This is a genomic window from Amycolatopsis mongoliensis (assembly GCF_030285665.1).
Taxonomy (GTDB): domain Bacteria; phylum Actinomycetota; class Actinomycetes; order Mycobacteriales; family Pseudonocardiaceae; genus Amycolatopsis; species Amycolatopsis mongoliensis.
Genome location: NZ_CP127295.1, coordinates 3,278,118 through 3,296,747 on the forward strand (window position 1 = coordinate 3,278,118; position 18,630 = coordinate 3,296,747).

18 protein-coding genes are annotated in these 18,630 nt (G+C 71.8%); 12 read left to right on the plus strand and 6 right to left on the minus strand.

Annotated elements, in window-relative coordinates; all coding sequences use genetic code 11:
* Window positions 1-92: 92 nt before the first annotated feature.
* The 4 genes from QRX60_RS16015 to QRX60_RS16030 are packed head-to-tail and all read right to left on the minus strand — an operon-like array spanning window position 93 to window position 3,598.
* Window positions 93-968 carry an ABC transporter ATP-binding protein gene (locus QRX60_RS16015; protein ID WP_286001572.1) on the minus strand — a complete coding sequence of 292 codons (876 nt, stop codon included), beginning with the start codon at window positions 966-968 and terminating at the stop codon, window positions 93-95.
* A gap of 20 nt (window positions 969-988) precedes the next feature.
* The gene (locus QRX60_RS16020) at window positions 989-1,822 is read right to left on the minus strand and encodes an ABC transporter permease (protein WP_286001573.1); all 834 of its coding nucleotides are present in this window, start codon (window positions 1,820-1,822) and stop codon (window positions 989-991) included.
* Window positions 1,819-2,589, minus strand: a complete 771-nt coding sequence (locus QRX60_RS16025; RefSeq protein WP_286001574.1) for an ABC transporter permease — start codon at window positions 2,587-2,589, stop codon at window positions 1,819-1,821. Before QRX60_RS16025 ends, QRX60_RS16020 begins: the two co-directional genes overlap by 4 nt.
* A gap of 1 nt (window position 2,590) precedes the next feature.
* Window positions 2,591-3,598 (minus strand): ABC transporter substrate-binding protein, encoded by a 1,008-nt coding sequence (locus QRX60_RS16030; protein WP_286001575.1) that lies wholly within the window; start codon window positions 3,596-3,598, stop codon window positions 2,591-2,593.
* Window positions 3,599-4,312: 714 nt separating this feature from the next.
* Here QRX60_RS16030 and QRX60_RS16035 point away from each other — a divergent pair.
* The 7 genes from QRX60_RS16035 to QRX60_RS16065 all read left to right on the plus strand — a co-directional run bounded on the left by QRX60_RS16035 (window position 4,313) and on the right by QRX60_RS16065 (window position 11,087).
* Window positions 4,313-7,483 carry a sensor histidine kinase gene (locus QRX60_RS16035; protein WP_286001576.1) on the plus strand — a complete coding sequence of 1,057 codons (3,171 nt, stop codon included), beginning with the start codon at window positions 4,313-4,315 and terminating at the stop codon, window positions 7,481-7,483.
* A gap of 20 nt (window positions 7,484-7,503) precedes the next feature.
* The gene (locus QRX60_RS16040) at window positions 7,504-7,965 is read left to right on the plus strand and encodes a roadblock/LC7 domain-containing protein (RefSeq protein ID WP_013230256.1); all 462 of its coding nucleotides are present in this window, start codon (window positions 7,504-7,506) and stop codon (window positions 7,963-7,965) included.
* Window positions 7,966-7,990: 25 nt separating this feature from the next.
* Entirely contained in the window at window positions 7,991-8,773 is a 783-nt protein-coding gene (locus tag QRX60_RS16045; protein WP_286001577.1) for a DUF742 domain-containing protein, read from the plus strand.
* Window positions 8,754-9,362 carry a GTP-binding protein gene (locus tag QRX60_RS16050; RefSeq protein ID WP_086861435.1) on the plus strand — a complete coding sequence of 203 codons (609 nt, stop codon included), beginning with the start codon at window positions 8,754-8,756 and terminating at the stop codon, window positions 9,360-9,362. Before QRX60_RS16045 ends, QRX60_RS16050 begins: the two co-directional genes overlap by 20 nt.
* 391 nt (window positions 9,363-9,753) lie before the next feature.
* Window positions 9,754-10,176, plus strand: a complete 423-nt coding sequence (locus tag QRX60_RS16055; protein WP_286001578.1) for a roadblock/LC7 domain-containing protein — start codon at window positions 9,754-9,756, stop codon at window positions 10,174-10,176.
* Between the two features lie 6 nt (window positions 10,177-10,182).
* Window positions 10,183-10,728 carry a hypothetical protein gene (locus tag QRX60_RS16060; protein ID WP_286001579.1) on the plus strand — a complete coding sequence of 182 codons (546 nt, stop codon included), beginning with the start codon at window positions 10,183-10,185 and terminating at the stop codon, window positions 10,726-10,728.
* Window positions 10,704-11,087, plus strand: coding sequence for a DUF742 domain-containing protein (locus tag QRX60_RS16065; RefSeq protein ID WP_408630232.1), 384 nt, complete (start codon window positions 10,704-10,706; stop codon window positions 11,085-11,087). Before QRX60_RS16060 ends, QRX60_RS16065 begins: the two co-directional genes overlap by 25 nt.
* 5 nt (window positions 11,088-11,092) lie before the next feature.
* Here QRX60_RS16065 and QRX60_RS16070 read toward each other — a convergent pair whose 3' ends face one another.
* A complete protein-coding gene (locus QRX60_RS16070) occupies window positions 11,093-13,330 on the minus strand; it encodes a helicase-associated domain-containing protein (RefSeq protein ID WP_286001580.1) in 2,238 nt (745 codons plus the stop codon).
* A gap of 90 nt (window positions 13,331-13,420) precedes the next feature.
* On the opposite strand from QRX60_RS16070, the gene QRX60_RS16075 reads away from it, so the two are divergent.
* The 5 genes from QRX60_RS16075 (at window position 13,421) to QRX60_RS16095 (ending at window position 18,170) form a co-directional block, all read left to right on the plus strand.
* On the plus strand, window positions 13,421-13,600 hold the full coding sequence (locus QRX60_RS16075; RefSeq protein ID WP_286003605.1) for a hypothetical protein: 180 nt from the start codon (window positions 13,421-13,423) through the stop codon (window positions 13,598-13,600).
* A 103-nt stretch (window positions 13,601-13,703) separates the two neighbouring features.
* Window positions 13,704-15,092, plus strand: coding sequence for an NAD-dependent malic enzyme (locus tag QRX60_RS16080; RefSeq protein WP_286001581.1), 1,389 nt, complete (start codon window positions 13,704-13,706; stop codon window positions 15,090-15,092).
* A gap of 97 nt (window positions 15,093-15,189) precedes the next feature.
* Entirely contained in the window at window positions 15,190-16,686 is a 1,497-nt protein-coding gene (locus QRX60_RS16085; RefSeq protein ID WP_286001582.1) for an alpha/beta hydrolase, read from the plus strand.
* A gap of 96 nt (window positions 16,687-16,782) precedes the next feature.
* Window positions 16,783-17,253, plus strand: a complete 471-nt coding sequence (gene moaC, locus QRX60_RS16090) for a cyclic pyranopterin monophosphate synthase MoaC (RefSeq protein ID WP_285476874.1) — start codon at window positions 16,783-16,785, stop codon at window positions 17,251-17,253.
* Window positions 17,250-18,170, plus strand: a complete 921-nt coding sequence (locus QRX60_RS16095) for a molybdenum cofactor biosynthesis protein MoaE (protein ID WP_286001583.1) — start codon at window positions 17,250-17,252, stop codon at window positions 18,168-18,170. The genes moaC and QRX60_RS16095 overlap by 4 nt, the downstream gene beginning before the upstream one ends.
* Here the strand turns inward: QRX60_RS16095 and QRX60_RS16100 are convergent.
* Window positions 18,157-18,603 carry a nitroreductase/quinone reductase family protein gene (locus tag QRX60_RS16100; protein ID WP_286001584.1) on the minus strand — a complete coding sequence of 149 codons (447 nt, stop codon included), beginning with the start codon at window positions 18,601-18,603 and terminating at the stop codon, window positions 18,157-18,159. The genes QRX60_RS16095 and QRX60_RS16100 overlap by 14 nt on opposite strands.
* Between the last annotated feature and the right edge of the window lie 27 nt (window positions 18,604-18,630).

Below are 18,630 nucleotides of genomic sequence, written 5' to 3' on the forward strand. Positions count from 1 at the left end.
GCACCACCGTCGCCGAGACGTCCACTGTGGACGCCCGTCCTCCGCACCCGCTGCGGCCGACGGTCGTCCACAGTGGACACCGGGTGTTCGGGTCAGCTCGCGGTCTTGGACCCCGTCACGTTCTTGGCCCGCTCGGCCAGCTCCCACTCCGCGGCGTCGGAAGCGGCGGTGGCCGCGGCCGAGGACTGTGCCGAGGTGGGAGTACCGCCGTGCAGCAGCCGCGCCACTTCGCCGCGCAGCGTCACGAACTCCGCCGACTCGCGCGTGGTGATCTGGTCGCGCTCGGCCGGCAGGCCCACGGGCAGGTCCGCCACGATCGACGCCGGCGACTTCGACAGCACCAGCACCCGGTCGGACAGGTAGACGCTCTCGTCGATGTCGTGCGTGACGACCAGGATCGTGCTGCCCTCCTCGCGCTGCACTCGCCGGGTCAGGTCCTCGAGTTCGAAGCGCGTCTGCGCGTCGACCGACGCGAACGGCTCGTCCATCAGCAGCAGCGACGGCCGGCTGGCCAGTGCGCGGGCGATCGACACCCGCTGCTGCATGCCGCCCGACAGCTGCCACGGGTACTTCCCGCCCACTGCGGACAGTCCGACGTGCTCCAGCGCCTCGGCCGCCCGCTTCCGCCGCTCTGCCCTCGAAATCGGCCGCCAGCGCAGGGGGAATTCGACGTTCTTCTGCACCGAGAGCCAGGGGAACAGCGAACGGCTGTAGTCCTGGAACACGACGGCGAGGTCGTCCGGCACGCCCGAGACGCGGTCGCCGTGCAGGCTCACCGTGCCCTCGGTCGGCGGGGTCAGGCCCGCGACGCAGCGCAGCAGCGTCGACTTCCCGCAGCCCGACGGGCCGACGATGCTGGCCAGCTGCCCGGCCTCGACGGTGAACGACAGGTCGTTCACCGCGGTGTGCGCCTTGGCGCCCGCGCCGTAGCGGTGGCTGAGGCCGGACACTTCGAGCATGGTTGACATGGGGAGAGGCCTTTCCAGCGTCAGTCGCGGCCGAGGCGGGTCGGCTGCCAGGCCAGCACCCGCCGCTCCGCGGCCAGGAAGATCGTGTTGAAGACGTAGCCGAGGATGCCCAGCAGCACCAGCCACGACCACATGGTCGGGAAGTCGAAGTCCTGCTGGGCGTTCATCAGCGACCGGCCGATGCCGTTGTAGGCGCCGACCAGCTCGGAGACGACCATCAGCAGCAGCGAGATGGACAGGCTGACCCGCAGCCCGGCGAAGATCTTGGGTGCCGCCGCGGGCAGCACCACCATCGTGAGCCAGTACCGCTTCGGCGTGCGGAAGGCACGCGAGGTCTCCACCTTCACCTGGTCGACCGAGCGGACCCCGTCGACCGTGTTGAGCAGCACCGGCCACACCGCGCCGAAGATGATCGCCCCGATCTGCATCCCCGAGCTCAACCCGAACAGCACCGCGAACACCGGGATCAGCGTGGGCGGCGGGATCGAGCGGAAGAACGCGAACAGCGGGCCGACGTAGTCCATCGCCTTCTCGGACCGGCCGACCAGCACACCCAGCGTGATACCGACGACGGCGGCCAGTGCCCAGCCGCCGAGCATCCGGGCGAGGCTGGGGAACACGTTGTCGAACACCGCGTCGGTGAGGAACAGGCTCGACGCGGGCCCGGTGAACCACAGCTTCGCGGCGGCGACCGCGATCTCCGTCGGCGGCGGGAAGAACTTGCTGCCGCCGGCCCGGGCGGCGAACTCCCAGACCACCACGAGGATCGCGAAGAGCAGCCAGTTGCGGACTACGGTGGCGGCACCGCGGGCAGCCCGGCGGCCCACCCGGCCGGAAAGAGTCGCCGTGCTCACGCGATCGCCTCCCGGTCGATGCTGCTCCAGCGGAACAGCCGCTTGCCCAGCAGTTCGAGTCCTTCGTTGATCAGGTAACCCAGCACCCCGGCAACCACAGTACCGGCCAGGACCAGGTCGAAGCGGACCGAACCGGTGCTCGCGACGAGGATGAAGTTGCCGAGCCCGACTTCGGAACCGGCCAGGAACTCCACGCTGACGACGGCGATCAGCGCGATGGTCGCCGAGAGCCGGATGCCGGTGAAGATGAACGGCGCGGTCTGCGGCAGCGCGACCGACGACAGGATGCGGAACCGGCTGGTCCCGCACGCCCGCGCGGTCTCCATCAGCACCGGGTCGATCTCGCCCATGCCGTAGATGGTGTTGAACATGATGGGCCACAGCGAGGCGTACACCGCGAGGGAGATCTTCGCGTCGGGACCGGAGCCGATCACCAGCAGCACCAGCGGCACCAGCGCGGTGACCGGGATCGGGCGGAGGAATTCGACGATCGCGGCGGTGGCGGTGCGCAGCACCGGGACGCTGCCCAGCAGCAGCCCGGCGAGCACGCCGACGACGATCGCGATGAGGATGGCGATCAGCCAGGCGAGCATGGTCGCGATGACGTCGCGGATGAAGTCGGCGTCGCCCAGCAGGTCCCCGACGGTGACCAGGACGACGCTCGGCGGTGGGATGAACGTCTTACTGACGAGACCGACCTGGACGACAACCTCCCAGAGCACGAGGAAGCCGAGCAGACCGGCCAGGCCGCGAAGCAGTTTCGTCACGTCAGCTGGTCGCCTGCGGAGCGATCATGGACGCGGCGTCGACCTTGCTGGTGATGACGCCCATCTGCAGCAGCAGGTCGGGCACCCGCTGGAGGCGCCGGGCGTCCAGGGTGGAGCCGTAGCCCGGCAGGGTGAGCAGCTTGGCCGTGTCCTGGTCGATCTTCGCGTACTTCACCAGCAGCGGCTCGACCTTCGCGCGGTCGTTGATCGACTCGATGGTGGCCTTCTTCATCGCGCGCTGGAAGGCCGCGAGGGTCTTCGGGTTCGACTGCACCCACTTCGTCGTCGAGCCGTAGCCGGTCAGGGGGAAGTCCTGGCTGGCGCCGGTGTTGATGTCGATGACCGGCGTCGCGCCGGCGATCTTCGCCGCCTGCGAGAGCTGCGGTTCCGGCATGTAGGCCGCGTCGACCTGGCCCTGCTGGAGCGCCGCCGCCATGTTCGGGAGCGGCATCGGCACCCAGTTGACCTTGCTGTAGTCGACGCCGTGGTCCTTCATCACCGACTTGGTGAGGATGTCGGACGCGGTGTTCAAGGCCGTGATCGCGATCCGCCTGTTCGCCAGGTCGTTGACCGTCTTCACGGGCGAGCTCGGCACCGTGACGATCGCGTTGCTCTTCGCGTTCACCGACGTGCCGTCGGCGACGAGCTGGATGTCGGCGGCGCCCTTGCTCTTGGCGACGAAGAACGGCATGTAGGTCGAGAGAGCGATGTCCGCCTCACCGGAGATCGCCTTCGTCATCGACGCCTGCCCGCTCGGCGCGATGATCTGCTCGACCTCGAGACCCTCGGCCTTGAAGTAGCCGCCGTCCTGGGCCAGCCAGAACGGCGCCAGGTCCGTGGTCGGCATGATCGAGACCTTGATCTTCGACTTCTCCAGGCCGCCCCCGTTCGACGAGGCGTTCGAGTCGTCCGAGCCGAGCGCACTGCAGCCGGTGAGGGCCGTGGCGGCTGCGACGGTGAGGGCGAGCCCGAGCGCGGCGCGGCGAGTGCGAACCCGGCCACTGCTCATGGCGTTTCCAAGCAAGGCCTGCTCCTTGAAGAAAGTGACGGTTCGTGAACCGAATCCGGTGGGAGTGCGTAACTCATTCTCGGGTCACCCGGGCCACTGTAGAGAACGTGACAGCTCGCTCACAACGGGTGGGATCGATACCCGAGAGAGTGGTGCAAGTCACCCCCCTGGCCTCTGGTCTAGACCCACTGCTCCACTCGCCGTAGTCGTTCACCCAGCGTAGGGTCCAGTTCCGGAATAAGGCATGACCAGCTGTGCGACGGCTGAGCGAACGCTGTGCAACATCATGCGCGAAGCGTCGGAAGGGTTACATCTTCCCCGGCCGTTCGCTACCCTCTGCACCTGCGGGGAGGTATCAACCTCCGATGTAGTGAGAGAGAGTGCCTGGATGGCCGATCAAGACGATCTACTTCGGTGTACCAGGGCGCGCTGTGCTTTTCCTGAGAGATTCTCCCCCGCAGAGACCACTGCCTGGCCGTGCTCAGCCGCCGTGCCGGTGGGCTAGGCGAAGAAACAGACCGATGCAGGACCAGCGCAGGGACCGGACCGTGATGCTCGAGCTGAACCGATTCCGTCCGACCGGACGGGGTTCAGGAACCCCCGTGGAAGACGATCTTTTCACCCGTACGGGTACCGTCTCGCGCTGGGCTCCTACCGATCGGCAGGAGAGCCGGAGCGCCGGGAGCGTGCTGACGAGTGGCTGAGGAGAAAGCGATGCGCCCTGGCGGGCGCTGGACTGACCAGGGTTTCACGAGCACGAACGATGATGGTGGTGCGGCGGTGCCGAACGAAGACGCCGCGGGGGTAGGAGGGACCCCCGCGCAGTCGCCCGGAGATGCTCCGGGCCGGAAGGCCGGGCTGTTCTCCGGCATGCGCGACTGGCGATTGCGGTCCAAGCTGGCCGCGATCCTCCTGATCCCCACGCTGACCGCGCTCGTGCTGGGCACGTTGCGCGTGGTCGACGACGCCCAGCAGGCGACCGAGTTCCAGCACACCGCCGAACAGGTCGCGTTCGCGGTCAAGGTCACCACAGTGGTGCACGAGCTGCAGAACGAGCGCTCGCTGGCCGTCGCGCGGATCGCGTCGGCGAACCCGCTGCTGCAGACCGGGCTCGACTCGCAGATCGCCAAGGTCGATCGCGAAGTCGCCGACCTGCGCAACGCGGCGGCGACCCTCAGCTACGACGACGACGCGACCAAGGACCGCTACACCCGCGGTATCCAGCGCCTCGACGCCCTGCGCCCGCTGCGGGCGGCGTTCAACACCCAGGGTGGCCTGCCCGACATCACGGTCATGACCGCGTACTCCGGCATCCTGGACGCCCTGATCGAGCTCGGCCGCGAGGTGACCACCGCGGTCACCGACCGGGACGTGCTCCGCCTCGGCACGAGCACGCAGGCGATCAGCGAGGCCAAGGAGTTCACCACCCGCTCGGACGCCGAGCTGCAGATCGCCGCGTTCCGCGGGAACTTCCCCGGCGACCTCCTGGACCAGACGCGCGCGTCGGCCTCCAGCGCGGACGCCTCGGTCTCGGCCTTCCTGGCGAACGCCGACGACGACCAGCGCCAGCTCTACAACGACACCTACTCCGGCCCGGAGGTCGACGACCGCCGGCGGATCCAGACCGCGGCGTTCTCCTTCGCCCAGCTGGGTGACGCGCCGAGCATCGACACCACGGCGCTCGGCAAGGACAGCACCGTGTCGGCGGACAAGCTGCACGCGGTCGAGTCGAACCTGCTGGCCCAGCTCAAGACCCGCGCCGACGACCTCGCCACGGCGGCGGTCAACTCGGCCTGGGTCGGCGGTGCCGTGGTGCTCGCGGCGCTGGCCGCCGCGATCGCGCTGATGCTCGTCGTCGCCCGCCTGATGCTGCGCCCGCTGCGGGTGCTGCGGAAGAGCGCGCTGGACGTCGCCTACACCCGGCTGCCCGAGACCGTGCAAGCGATCCTCGACGACCCGGACCCGGTCGGCGCCTCGAAGAGGGCCGTCCAGCCGGTGCCCGTCACCTCCCGCGACGAGATCGGCGAGGTCGCGCGGTCGTTCGACATCGTCCACGAACAGGCCGTCAAGATGGCCGCCGAGCAGGCCCTCCTGCGCGAGAACGTCAACGGCATCTTCGTGAACCTCTCCCGGCGGTCGCAGCGGCTGGTGGAACGCCAGCTCGGCGTCATCGACCGCCTCGAGGCCGACGAGCAGGACCCGGACCACTTGGCGAGCCTGTTCGAGCTCGACCACCTGGCCACCCGGCTGCGGCGCAACGGTGAGTCCCTGCTGGTGCTCTCCGGCGCCGGCCTGGCGAAGTCCGTCCCCAAGCCGGTGCCCGCCGCCGACGTCATCGGCGCCGCGGTGTCGGAGATCGAGCAGTACGCCCGGATCGAGGTCGGCATCGTGCCCGACGTCGCGGTCCAGGGCCTGGCGATCCACGACCTCGTGCACGTCCTCGCGGAGCTGCTCGACAACGCGACCTACTTCTCCGAGCCGGAGACGAAGGTCATCGTCCGGGCCGTGGTGACCCGCCGGAAAGCGCTCGCCATCCAGGTCACCGACCACGGTGTCGGCATGAGCGACGAGCGGCTGGCCGAGGTCAACGCGCGGCTCGCCGACCCGCCGGACCTGGACGTGTCGGTGACCCGCCGGATGGGCCTGTACGTGGTCTCGCGGCTGGCCAAGCGCCACGGCATCGAGGTCCGCCTGCGCGAGAACGAGGACATCGAGGGTGGCGTGATCGCCCGCGTCGTCGTCCCGGCCGAGCTGCTCACGCACCTCCGCCCGGGCATGGCGCGGCAGACCCCGCTGCCACCGAACCGGTCCGAGACGTCGATGTCGATGCCGAGCATCCCGATCCCGGCCGCGCGCTCGGACTTCGACCAGACGCAGTCGCACACGCCGGTCCCGCCTTCGGCTCCGCCACCGCCGCCCCCGGCCCCGCCGGCGCACGAGCCGGTGGCGAACCAGGGCGGACTGGTCCCGCTCGACCAGCCGATCAGCCTGGACGACCTGGTCAGCGGCGGCCGCGCGGCGGGCCCGTTCCTGTCGCCCGAGCTGCCGAAGCCCGACGTGCCGGCCTGGCCGACCGCCGAGGACCTGGCGCCGCTGACGCCGTCGACGAACGGCGAGGGCGCCAGCTCGAGGGCCGGCGACACGCAGTTCGCGCCGCTGGTCCTGCCGAAGCGCGAGCCGAAGTACGTCCCGCCGGAGGAGCCGCCACCACCCTCGCCGCGTGCGGACGAGGTCGCCCCTCCGTCGGCGCTCGAGGACGATGTACCCACCCGGCGGCTGCCCATCTACCAGTCGGTGCTGTCACGCTGGTTCAGTGAGGGCGACGACTCGACGGCCGACCCGGTGCCGGCGCAGAGCGAGGGTGAAGATCCGAACCTCCCGCCGCTCACCGGCTCCGACGAGCAGGTGGCGGAGCGGACCGTCGTCGCCGAACCGGTCGCCCGGCGCCAGGACCGCGAGCCGGTGGCGGACGAGCTGCTGCCGACCGCGGCGACCCGGCACCCGCTCCTCCCGCCCGACGACGGCTGGCACAGCGCTTCCGACGACGGCTGGCAGAAGGCGCAGTCGCTGCTGGAGTCCAAGAACGAGGAGATCACCACGGCCGGGCTGCCCAAACGTGTCCCGAACGCCTACCTGGTGCCGGGGTCGATATCCAGTCCCTCGTCCGACGGACCGGCGCAGAACAACTTCGCGGACAACACCGCGGGCATGCCCGGAACGGGTGCGATCACCCGCTCGGCGTCCGCGGCGCGGAGCCGGATGGCAAGCTTCCAGCGGGGCTACACCTCGGGACGGCATGCATTGAAGGAGCTCCCGGCCGAAGAACAGCTGGAAAGCAGCAGGGTTCCGGGGCGTGGCAACACCACAGACAGCAGTGAGGAGTGAAAGTGACACGGGCGGGTGCAATGCAGCCGGGTGGCTCCGCGCAGCCGAACGGCCAGGCGCATGCCAAGGCGAACAATGCCGGCAGCTTCGCTTGGCTGATCACGGATTTCGTGCACCGGGTGCCCGGCGCGGCCCACGCGGTCGTGGTGTCGGCCGACGGCCTGCTCCTCGCGGCCTCGCGTGGCCTGCCGAAGGACCGGGCGGACCAGCTGGCCGCGGTGGCGTCGGGGCTCACCAGCCTCGCGCGCGGCGCGGCCAAGGTGTTCGAAGGTGGGACGGTCGCGCAGACCGTCGTCGAGATGGCCAACGGCTTCCTCTTCCTCATGTCGGTTTCCGACGGTTCCTGTCTGGCTGTGCTCGGTTCACCGGAAAGTGACATCGGCCTGGTCGTCTACGAGATGACCCTGCTGGTGGAACGGGTCGGCCAGCAGCTGACGCCGGAGATGCGGGCCCAGCTGCAGGGCTCGGCAGTCCGCCGCTGAGGACACGGGAACCGAGGAGAGAGCCGTGGACGACGGGCGCTTGAGGGGCGATGGCCGGCTCGGTGACGACTTCTCCGGCGGGTGGTCCGAGCAGCCGGACGACGGCCGGGAGGACTGGCAGTCGTTCCGGGAACGGGTCGACCGCGAATGGCGGTCACGCCGGGTGCAGGCGTCCGACAACGACCCGGTGCGAGAACCCCCGAACTGGCTGACCGACAGCAACGCCGGCCAGGAACCGATCCGGCCGATCCAGCCCGGGAGCGGCGAGTACCGCGACCGGCTGCTGGGCGGGCCGGGAGCGGAGCTGTTCGGCGGGTCGAGCGGGCCGCTGTACGACGCGCACGACTTCGCCGCGTACAGCAACGATCGCGACTACTCGGCGGGGCTGGACTCCGGCGAGCTGGCCGCGGCGCTGCCGCGGCAGGCCCACCAGGAGTACGTCGACGAGCCGGCGCCGACCGAGATGGAGACCTCGGGCCTGGTCCGGCCGTACTTCCGGACCCGGGGCCGGACGAAGGCGACCCTCGACCTGGCGATCGAGGCGCTGATCTCGACCAGCGAACAGGGCCGGATGCTCGACCGGGTCCGGGTGCCCGAGCACCGGTCGATCTGCGACCTGTGCCTCGACACCCGGTCGGTGGCCGAGGTGGCGGCGCTGCTGCGCCTGCCGCTCGGCGTGGTGCGGGTGTTGATTGGTGACGTGGCGGGTCTCGGCCTGGTGCTGGTGCACACCAGCAGTCAAACCGTGGGCGACCGCCCGAGTATCGAGTTCATGGAAAGGGTGCTCAGTGGGCTTCGGAGAATTTGACTCCGACGCGAACGCGCCGCAGGTGACGGGTCCGACCTCGTCGGCCAAGATCGTGGTCGCCGGCGGGTTCGGTTCGGGGAAGACAACGTTGGTCGGGGCGATCTCCGAGATCGACCCGCTGACCACCGAGGCCATGATGACCGAGGCGAGCGTCGGGCACGACGACACCTCGGCCACGCCCAACAAGACCACCACCACCGTGGCGATGGACTTCGGGCGCATCTCGCTGGACTCGGACCTGGTGCTGTACGTCTTCGGCACCCCTGGTCAGCACCGGTTCTGGTTCATGTGGGACGACCTCGCGGTCGGCGCCATCGGGGCGGTCGTGCTGGTGGACACGCGGCGGCTCGCCGACGCGTTCCCGTCGATCGACTTCTTCGAGAACCGGAAGCTGCCCTACGTCGTCGCCATCAACTGCTTCGACCGGCTTCTGCACCACCAGATCGAGGACGTGCGGCACGCGCTCACCATCGCGCCGTCCGTCCCGATCATGGCGTGCGACGCGCGTGAGCGCGACTCCGCCAAGCAGGTGCTGATCTCCGTCGTCCAGCACGCGATCGCGCACGATTCGGCGCTGCGCGCGGGCTGAGGGTATGACGCCCCGAACCGGATGCGGCCGTTGGAGTGAACTCCGCGTGCTTCACCCACTTCGGGGAGCGCTGCCGCCGTCCGGAGGACGAAGCGGTCGCCGCGGTTCGGTAGCGTCGGGGACAGCGTCGCCTGCCCGGCCTGCCGCCGACCGGGCTGACCTGCGCGGACACCCCGCCACCGCGGGCCGCGGAGTGGGTTCCGCCTGCGCCGTCCGGACCGGGTCGGCGCGGAGCGCAGCCGAGCGCACACGTAGGGTGCGCAGCGGCCGGCGAGTGGTCGACTCGACACCGACGGCGGGGCGAATACGCTTTACGGTGGCGTCGTCGACCGGCCGTGCCGGCCACTCCGGGGTGCGGCGTGCGGTGCCGCAGGAGCAAGGAGGGGCAGTAGTGACGGCTTCCGGCCAGCAGCAGGGCTCGTTCGGCTGGCTCATCACGGACTTCGTGCGCCGGGTGCCCGGCGCCGCGCACGCCGTTCTGGTGTCCGCCGACGGGCTGCTCCTGGCGCCGTCGGAAGGGCTGCCCCAAGAGCGCGCCGAGCAGCTGTCCGCGGTCGCGTCCGGGCTGATCAGCCTGACGGCCGGGGCCGCGCGCTGCTTCGAGGCGGGCGGTGTCAACCAGACCGTGGTGGAGATGGAGCGCGGCTACCTGTTCCTGATGTCCGTTTCGGACGGTTCGTCGCTGGCGGTGCTGGCCGCGCCGACGTGCGACATCGGCACGGTCGCGTACGAGATGACGCTGCTCGTCGAGCGGGTCGGCCAGCAGATCACCCCCGAGCTGCGCTCCCAGCTCCAGGGCGGCGTGCGTGGGTAGGACACGATGAGGATTTCGGGATTCGACGATCCGGACTCCAGCGGCTGGGACGCACTGCACCGCGGTACCGAGCGCGAGGGTTTCGATTCGCCCAGCAAGTTCGACATGTCGACGCTGTCGACGATCATGCCCAAGCGCAAGCCGGCCCGTCCCCAGCCGGATTCGCAGGGCTACACGGACGAGGACACCCGCGAGTGGGGCCCGTCGTCCGATTCCGCCGACTTCGACGAGGACTACGACGAGGGCTACGACCCCGCCGAGCCGGAGTGGCAGGACGGGGAGACCTACGAGCCGGAGCCCCCGCCGCTCGAGCCGGCGTGGACGCCCCCGCGCGGCGCGCGTCCGCCTGCCCCGCCGCGCCTGCCGGCACCCCCGCGGCCCCCGGCACCCCGGCCGCCGGCACCGAGACCCCCGGTGTCCAGACCCCAGGCGGCGCCCCCGCCTGCGTGGGCTCCGCCGATCGACCCGCGGACCGGCTGGACGCCCCCGCCGGACCCGGAGACCCGCTGGATCCCGCAGCCGGAGCCGTGGGGGAGCCGGCCCGCGTCCTGAGCCCGGCGCCGGTCGCTTCGGCGGGCTCCCGGGTGCGCCCGTACACGCGGACCGGCGGTCGTACCCGGTCCGACCACAACCTGGCGCTGGAGGCGCTGGTCTCGACGTCCGACGACGGGCGCCGGTACCGCGGCGTGCGGTCGGTCGAGCACCGCCGGATCTGCGACCTGTGCCTGGACACGCGGTCGGTGGCCGAGATCGCCGCCCACCTGCGGCTGCCGCTGGGCGTGGTGAAGGTGCTGGTCGGCGACATGGCCGACATCGGGCTGGTGCTGATCCACCAGACGGAGCTGATCCTCGGGGACCGCTCGTCCCGCGATTTCATGGAACGCGTCCTGGCCGGACTGCGGGCGCTCTAGCCGCGCTACTCCTCGACCAGCGCGGCCGAGGTGATCCGGTGCAGCGAGTACCGCTCGTTGTTGTCGCCTTCGAGGATCCCGCCGCCGACCCGGACGGGCCGGATCACCCGCTGGCTGGCGGTCCCGCGTGAGTCGACGAACCCGATCCAGACCTCACGGCGTTCCAAGGTGGCCCGGGACAGCAGCTCCAGCGTTGCCGACGTGTCCGCCCCACCGCCGACCGGCGCCCGGACCGCGGACCCCCGGCGCCGGGCGGACGCGGCGTCCCCGGCCCGCAGGTTCGAGACGATCCGCGCCGCCTGGTCGGCCGTCAGCACCGCCTGCTCACCCGGGCTGCGCCGGGCCGCCCTGGCCTTCGCCGGCAGCCGGCGTCCACCCGGCCGGATGTCGACGACCCGGCCGTCCGGGCCCTCCGCCGCCGGGGCGAACCCCGCCGCGCGCAGGCCCGTGAGGACCTCGTGCAGCGGGTCCGGGCTGATCACCACCGTCGGCGCGATCAGCCGCAGGTCGTGCTCCGCCGCGACCGGGTGGGCCAGCACCTCCGCCAGCAACGCCTCGTCGTCGCACCGCAGGAACGACGCCGCGACGCCGCCGCGCAGCCGGCCGTGGCGCCGGGCGACGTCGTCGACCAGGTAGCTCAGCGACTGCGGGACCGGCGTCGCGGACTTCGCCTTGAACAGCGCGTGCAGCTCGCCCGCGGTCCGGCCGGTGTCCAGCGCCCGCCGGACGGACGCCTCGGTGATCCGGTAGACCGTCGCGTGGCCGGCCGACTCGACGTCCGCGGCGGCTGAGATTTCTGCCGCCAGCTCCGGCTCCAGGGGCCCGGGCGCGACGACCGTCAGGTCGGCCTGCAGCAGCACGTGGTCCACCGGCGCGGGCAGCGCGTCCAGGATCGCCTCGACCGCGCCCCGGCGGTCGTCGGCGAGCAGGGCCCGCGTCGCCGTCGTGACGCCGCCGAGCCCGACGATCCCCAGCGCCGACGCCTCGGACATCGTCCAGCGGACGGTCTCGTCCCGCAGCCGCCCGCCACGCCGCGGGGCCCGCCAGGCCAGCACCGCGACGAGCTCGTCGACGCTCTTCACACCGGCGCCCCGGGGCAGGTCGGCCAGTGCGGCCAGGACCCGCCGCCGCGCGACCGGCGCCAGCGGGCGGCGCAGCTCCTCCGACAGCGGCGCGATCGGCTTGTCCTTGGCGTCGCGCCCGCCGGCCATCCCCGGCAGCCGCGGCAGCTCCAGCCACGCCTGGGCCAGCGTCATCCACCGCTGCGCGGTCGGCGACGCGAGCCACGAGTCGGTCAGCGTCGTCGGCACCCACTCGGGCGCGGTCGTCTCGCTGTCCGCGACGAGCCCCGCGCCCACGGCGAGCTCGGCCAGCAGGATCGCCTGCGGCTCGTCGATCTCGAGGTCCTTGGCCAGCTTCTTCAGCTCGCGCACGCCGAGGCCGCCCGACTTGAGCACCGGCGGCGGCGCCGCGGACCACGAGCGCAGCAGGGATTCGGTGTGGCGCAGGAACTCCATCGCCTCACCGGCCGCTGCTTCGTCCAAAATGGACGGCTGGTGCGGGTGGACCGGCAGCGCGGGCTCGGTGAGCGCGCCCGGGGCGAAGACCCCGCCGCGCACCGCGATGCCGAGTTCGCGCGGCAGCTCGACGGTCTGGTCGTCGCGTCGCAGCAGCAGCCCGCGGGCCAGCAGCTTCTGCACCGGTGTCCCGGCCTTCTCGAGCGTCAGGTCGAGCCCGGCGTCGCGGGTGCGGCCGATCGGCGGGCCCGCGGCGAGGGCGGTGAGCACGCCGCGCTCGTCGTCGGGCAGCTCCGCGATCCGGGCCTCGAGGTCCTCTCCGGCGAGCGACGGCGCCGACGCGCCGAGCCCGGCCGGGAACGGCCCGAGTGCCTCCCGGACCGAGGGCGGCACGCGCAGCGCGTCGTCCGGGCCCCAGGCGAGTGCGCGGGCGCGCAGCCGGGTCAGTGGCCCGGCGATGTCGGCGCCGACCAGCTTCGCGACGTCCTCGACCGGCACCGGGTCGCGGTCCGCGCCGGCCAGCAGGCACGCTTCGAGCACGGCCAGGGTGACCGTGTCGAGGTCTTCGCAGGCGCGCGCGACGGAGCCCGGCGTGCCGGCGCGGGTGGCCAGCACCGTGCTGTCGGAGGGCGGTGGCGTCGACAGGTCGCGCCGCGTGCGGAGCAGCTCTTCGAGAGCGGCGTCGGACTCCGCGCGCAGCCAGTCCGCCAAGGAGGTCGCGGGCATAGAAGGCCAGGGTACCGGGCGGTTGCGACAGTCCGCCCGGGCTCAGGCAGACTGTCTCCCGAGAGACGGAGCACGGCTGTGGAGGACGTTGTGGCCAAGGGCGAGAAGAAGCACAAGGGTATCGACCCGACCTGGCCGGGCGAGGCGGGCGAGCACCCCGTGACCGAGCTGTCCTCGGACCGCCAGGGCGCGCTGTCGCCGTTCGGCGACATCACGTTCCCGCTCGACACGGTGCCCTACGTGCACCCCGAGACCGAGATCAACCGCTGACCGCATAGTTACTGGTCAGTACCGGTATCGGGGCCTCGTGAGGGCGGTCACGGGAGTAGGTTCGCTCCCGTCCCAGCCCCTCTTTCCCACGCGGGAGTAAGTCATGCCGGTTCCCGGTCCCGGATACTCGATCACCGTCCGGGTCGAGGCCCCGGCCTCGACCAGCGCGGCCGGTGACCTCACCACCGCCGTCGGGCGCGTCGGCGGTGTGCTGACCGCGTTCGACGTCGTCGAGTCCCACTCCGACTCGATCGTGGTCGACATCAGCGCCAACGCGCTGTCGGAGAACCACGCCAACGACATCACCCAGACGCTCGACTCGCTGCCCGGCGTCAAGGTCCGCAAGGTCTCCGACCGGACCTTCCTGATCCACCTCGGCGGCAAGATCGAGGTCACCCCCAAGGTCGCGCTCCGCAACCGTGACGACCTCTCCCGCGCCTACACCCCGGGCGTCGCCCGCGTCTGCCAGGCGATCGCGAACAACCCCGAGGACGCGCGCCGGCTGACCATCAAGCGCAACACCGTCGCCGTCGTCACCGACGGGTCCGCGGTGCTCGGCCTGGGCAACATCGGCCCGGCCGCCGCGCTGCCGGTGATGGAGGGCAAGGCGGCGCTGTTCAAGAAGTTCGCCGACGTCGACGCCTGGCCGGTCTGCCTGGACACCCAGGACACCGAGGAGATCATCAAGATCGTCAAGGCGATCGCGCCGGTGTACGCCGGGATCAACCTCGAGGACATCGCCGCGCCGCGCTGCTTCGAGATCGAGAAGCGGCTGCGCGAGCAGCTCGACATCCCGGTGTTCCACGACGACCAGCACGGCACCGCGATCGTCGTCGTGGCCGCGCTGCGCAACGCCCTGCGCGTGGTCGGGAAGAACATCGAGGACTGCAAGATCGTGGTCAGCGGCGTCGGCGCGGCCGGCTCGGCGATCATCCGGCTGCTGCTGCGCAAGAACCCGGGCGACATCGTCGCCGCGGACATCGACGGCATCGTCCACTCCGCGCGCGGCAACCTCGACGACAACCTGGCGTGGATCGCGTCCCACACCAACAAGCAGCAGGTCAGCGGCACCCTGCACGAGGCGCTCGCCGGGGCGGACGTGTTCATCGGCGTCTCGGCGCCCAACCTGTTCGGCGCCGAGCAGGTCGCCACGATGAACAAGGACGCCGTCGTCTTCGCGCTGGCGAACCCGGACCCGGAGATCGACCCGCTGGAGGCGCAGGCGCACGCCGCCGTCGTCGCGACCGGCCGCAGCGACTTCCCGAACCAGATCAACAACGTGCTGGCCTTCCCGGGCGTCTTCCGCGGCCTGCTCGACGCGCACGCGAACAACATCGACGACACCATGCTGCTCGCCGCGGCCGACGCGATCGCCGACGTCGTCGACAACGGCATGCTCAACGCGTCGTTCATCGTGCCGAGCGTGTTCGACAGCGCCGTGGCGCCCGCGGTCGCCGAAGCCGTCCGGAAGGCCGTGCGCGCCGAGCGCTGAGTGGTCGGTTCGGCGGACCCCGGAGTCGTTCTTTTGCCGGACGACCGGGGCCCCGCCGCGTCCTAGGCTTGACCCCGAGACGGTGGGGGGAGGCCGAATGCGGAGGACTTTGCTGGTCGCGGCGGTGGCCGTGGTGGTGGCGTCCGTCGTGCCGGGTGTGGCGCAGGCGGCGCCGGGTGCGCTGCGGTGGGGTGCGTGCCCGGCGGACGTCACGGCGCCGGGCCTGGAGTGCACGACGCTCGAGGTCCCGCTGGACTACCGGAAACCGGACGGGCGGCAGATCCAGGTCGCGGTGTCGCGCCTGAAGAGCGCGAACCCGGCCCACCGCCGGGGAGTGCTGCTGACCAACCCGGGCGGGCCCGGCGGGCCGGGGCTGGACATGCCGGCGCTGCTGGCGCTGATCGGGCTGCCGCAGAGCTTGCTGGACACCTACGACGTCATCGGGTTCGACCCGCGCGGCGTCGGCCACAGCACGCCGGTGACGTGCGATCTGGCGCCCGCGCAGCTGCGGAGCAACGTCCCGCCGTACGCGCTCGGCCCGGCGGACGTCGCCGCGCACGCCGAGTACGTGCAGGGGGTCGCGCGGCAGTGCGGCGCGTCGCGGACGGCGGCGATGCTGCCGTACGTCACGACGGCGAACACGGCCCGCGACATGGACCGGATCCGCGCGGCGCTGGGCGAGCCGAAGCTGTCGTACTACGGGATTTCGTACGGCACGTACCTGGGCGCGGTGTACACGACGCTGTTCCCGCAGCGCAGCGACCGGATCGTGCTGGACAGCAACCTGGCCCCCGGCGGTCTCGACGTCACCGGCTCGCGCTTGTTCGCCCAGGGCTTCGACGACCGCTTCCCGGACTTCGCCGCGTTCGCCGTCGCGCACCAGGAGTTCGGCCTCGGCAGGACGCGGGCCGAGGTGACGGCCAAGTACTTCGACCTGGCCGCGCGGCTGGACGCGAAGCCGAGCCCGGAAGGCGTCGACGGCAAGCTGTTCCGCCAGCTCACGTTCGGGATGTTCTACAGCGACGCGACCCTGCCGTACCTGGCTTCGGCGTGGCACGCGCTCGACACCGGGGCGCCGGTTCCGCAGCCACCGGGCGGGACGGTCCCGGACCTGGACAACCTGCTGTCGAGCCAGCTCTACGTGGTGTGCGGTGACTCGGCCTGGCCGGAGCCGGTCCGGACGTACCAGAAGAACGTCGCGATCGACCGCATCCGCCACCCGATGTTCGGGCCGGCGGCGGCCAACATCTGGCCGTGCGCGTTCTGGCCGTCCGAACCGGCGGAGCCCCAGGTCCGCATCGGCGACCGCGGCCCATCGGACATCTTGATGCTGCAGAACCTCCGCGACCCGGCAACCCCGCTGACGGGCGCCCGCCAGCTGCGCCGCGCGTTCGGCGACCGGGCCCGCATGGTGACGGCCGACCAGGGCGGCCACGGGACGTTCTTCTTCGGAGGCAACACCTGCGCGAACAACGCGGGAACGAAGTTCCTGACGACGGGAGAACTTCCACCCCGTGACCTGGCATGCGCGGCGGAGCCGTCCCACCAGGCACCAGCGGCGGCCCTCGCGGCGTTTCCGGTCCGCTTGTTCTGAGCTTGCGGACGGCCAACGCCAGGGTCGCTGCCCGCCGACGGTCCTCGCCGCGATGGCGGCGACACCCTCCGCCGCCGCCGGAAGTAGCCTCGGCGTGTGAGTGAACTCAGCCACGTCGACGAGACCGGCGCCGCCCGGATGGTCGACGTCTCCGGCAAGACCGCCACCGCGCGCACCGCGCTCGCCGCCGGGACCGTGCGGACCACCGCCGAGGTGCTCCGGCTGCTGGCCACCGACGGCCTCCCCAAGGGCGACGCCCTCGCCACCGCCCGCATCGCCGGGATCATGGGCGCCAAGCGCGTGCCCGAGCTGATCCCGCTCTGCCACCAGATCGCGCTGTCCGGGGTCAAGGTCGAGTTCACCCTCGGCGAGGCCGAGGTCGGGATCCGCGCGACGGCGAAGACCACCGACGTCACCGGCGTCGAGATGGAAGCGCTGACCGCGGTCGCGGTGGCCGGGCTCACCCTGCACGACATGATCAAGGCCGTCGACCCGGCGGCGACGCTGGACGACGTCCGCCTGCTCCGCAAGGACGGCGGCAAGACCGGAACCTGGGAGCGGCCGTGAAGCGCACCGCACGCGTGATCGTGGCGTCCAACCGCGCCGCGAAGGGCGTCTACGAGGACAAGACGGGCCCGGTGATCGTCGCCTGGCTGGCCGGGCGCGGCTACGACGTGCCGGCGCCGGTCGTCGTCGAGGACGGCGACCCGGTCGGCGTCGCGCTGCGGGCCGCGCTGGCCGACGGCGTCGCCGTGGTGCTCACCACCGGCGGCACCGGCATCTCGCCGACCGATCGCACCCCGGACGTCACGCGCGCGCTCCTGGACCACGAGCTGCCGGGTGTCGCGGACGCGATCCGCGCCGCCGGGCTGCCGAAGGTGCCGACCGCGGTGCTCTCGCGCGGTGTCGCGGGCGTTGCGGGGCGGACCTTGGTCGTGAACCTCCCCGGCTCCAGCGGCGGCGTGAAGGACGGCCTGGGCGTGCTCGACGGCGTCCTGGACCACGCGGTCGACCAGCTGGCCGGGGGCGACCACCCGCGTCCCGCCGCGGCCGGGCCTTCGGTGCGCGTCGCCCGGGCGCTGGTGACCGAGGACGTGCTGTCGGTCGAGGAGCACGCCCGCCTGGTCGAGGACGACGCCGCGGGCGCGGTGGTGACGTTCGCCGGAGTGGTCCGCGACCACGACGGCGGCAAGGGCGTGCGCGACCTGACGTACGAGGGCCACCCGAGTGCGAGCCAGGTGATCGCGGACGTGGTCGCGGAGCTGGCCACGCGCTGGTCCGGCGTCCGGGCGGTGGCGGTGAGCCACCGCATCGGTCACCTGACGATCGGCGACGTGGCGCTGGCGTGCGCGGTGGCGGCGGAGCACCGCGGCCAGGCGTTCTCGGCGTGCTCGGACCTGGTCGACGAGGTGAAGGCGCGGCTGCCGGTCTGGAAGCACCAGCACTTCACCGACGGCACGGACGAGTGGGTCAACTCGCCGTGATCCGGAAGACCGCGACCTGCTCGGCAGCCGCGGCGAACTCGTCCGGGTCGGCCGACCTGACCAGGCCCAGCCGGACGAACATCGGCACCCCGTGCGGCACCTCGCGCGGGAAGGCGCGCATGACGCTCGCGCGGAGGCCGGGATCGGTGACCTCTTCGAGCGTCACGGCTTGTTTCCGGCGTCCGTGGGCGAGCTCGCCCCGGCCGGCGGCCCGGACGTTGCGCGCCCAATCGCCGTCGGGAACGCCGGCGATGACGTAGCGCCGGCCGTCGACGGTCAGCGGCGAGACCGGAGTGGGCCGCGGCGCCCCCGACCGGCGACCGGGGACGGTCAGGACGTGGATGGTGCCGAGGCGCAGGCCCAGCCGCGTCAGCAGGCGGACGAACCGGTTGGCGGGGCGGAGCCAGCGAGGCAGGGCTTGACGGGGCACCACGGCGGCAAATCCTTTCGAGTATCGAAG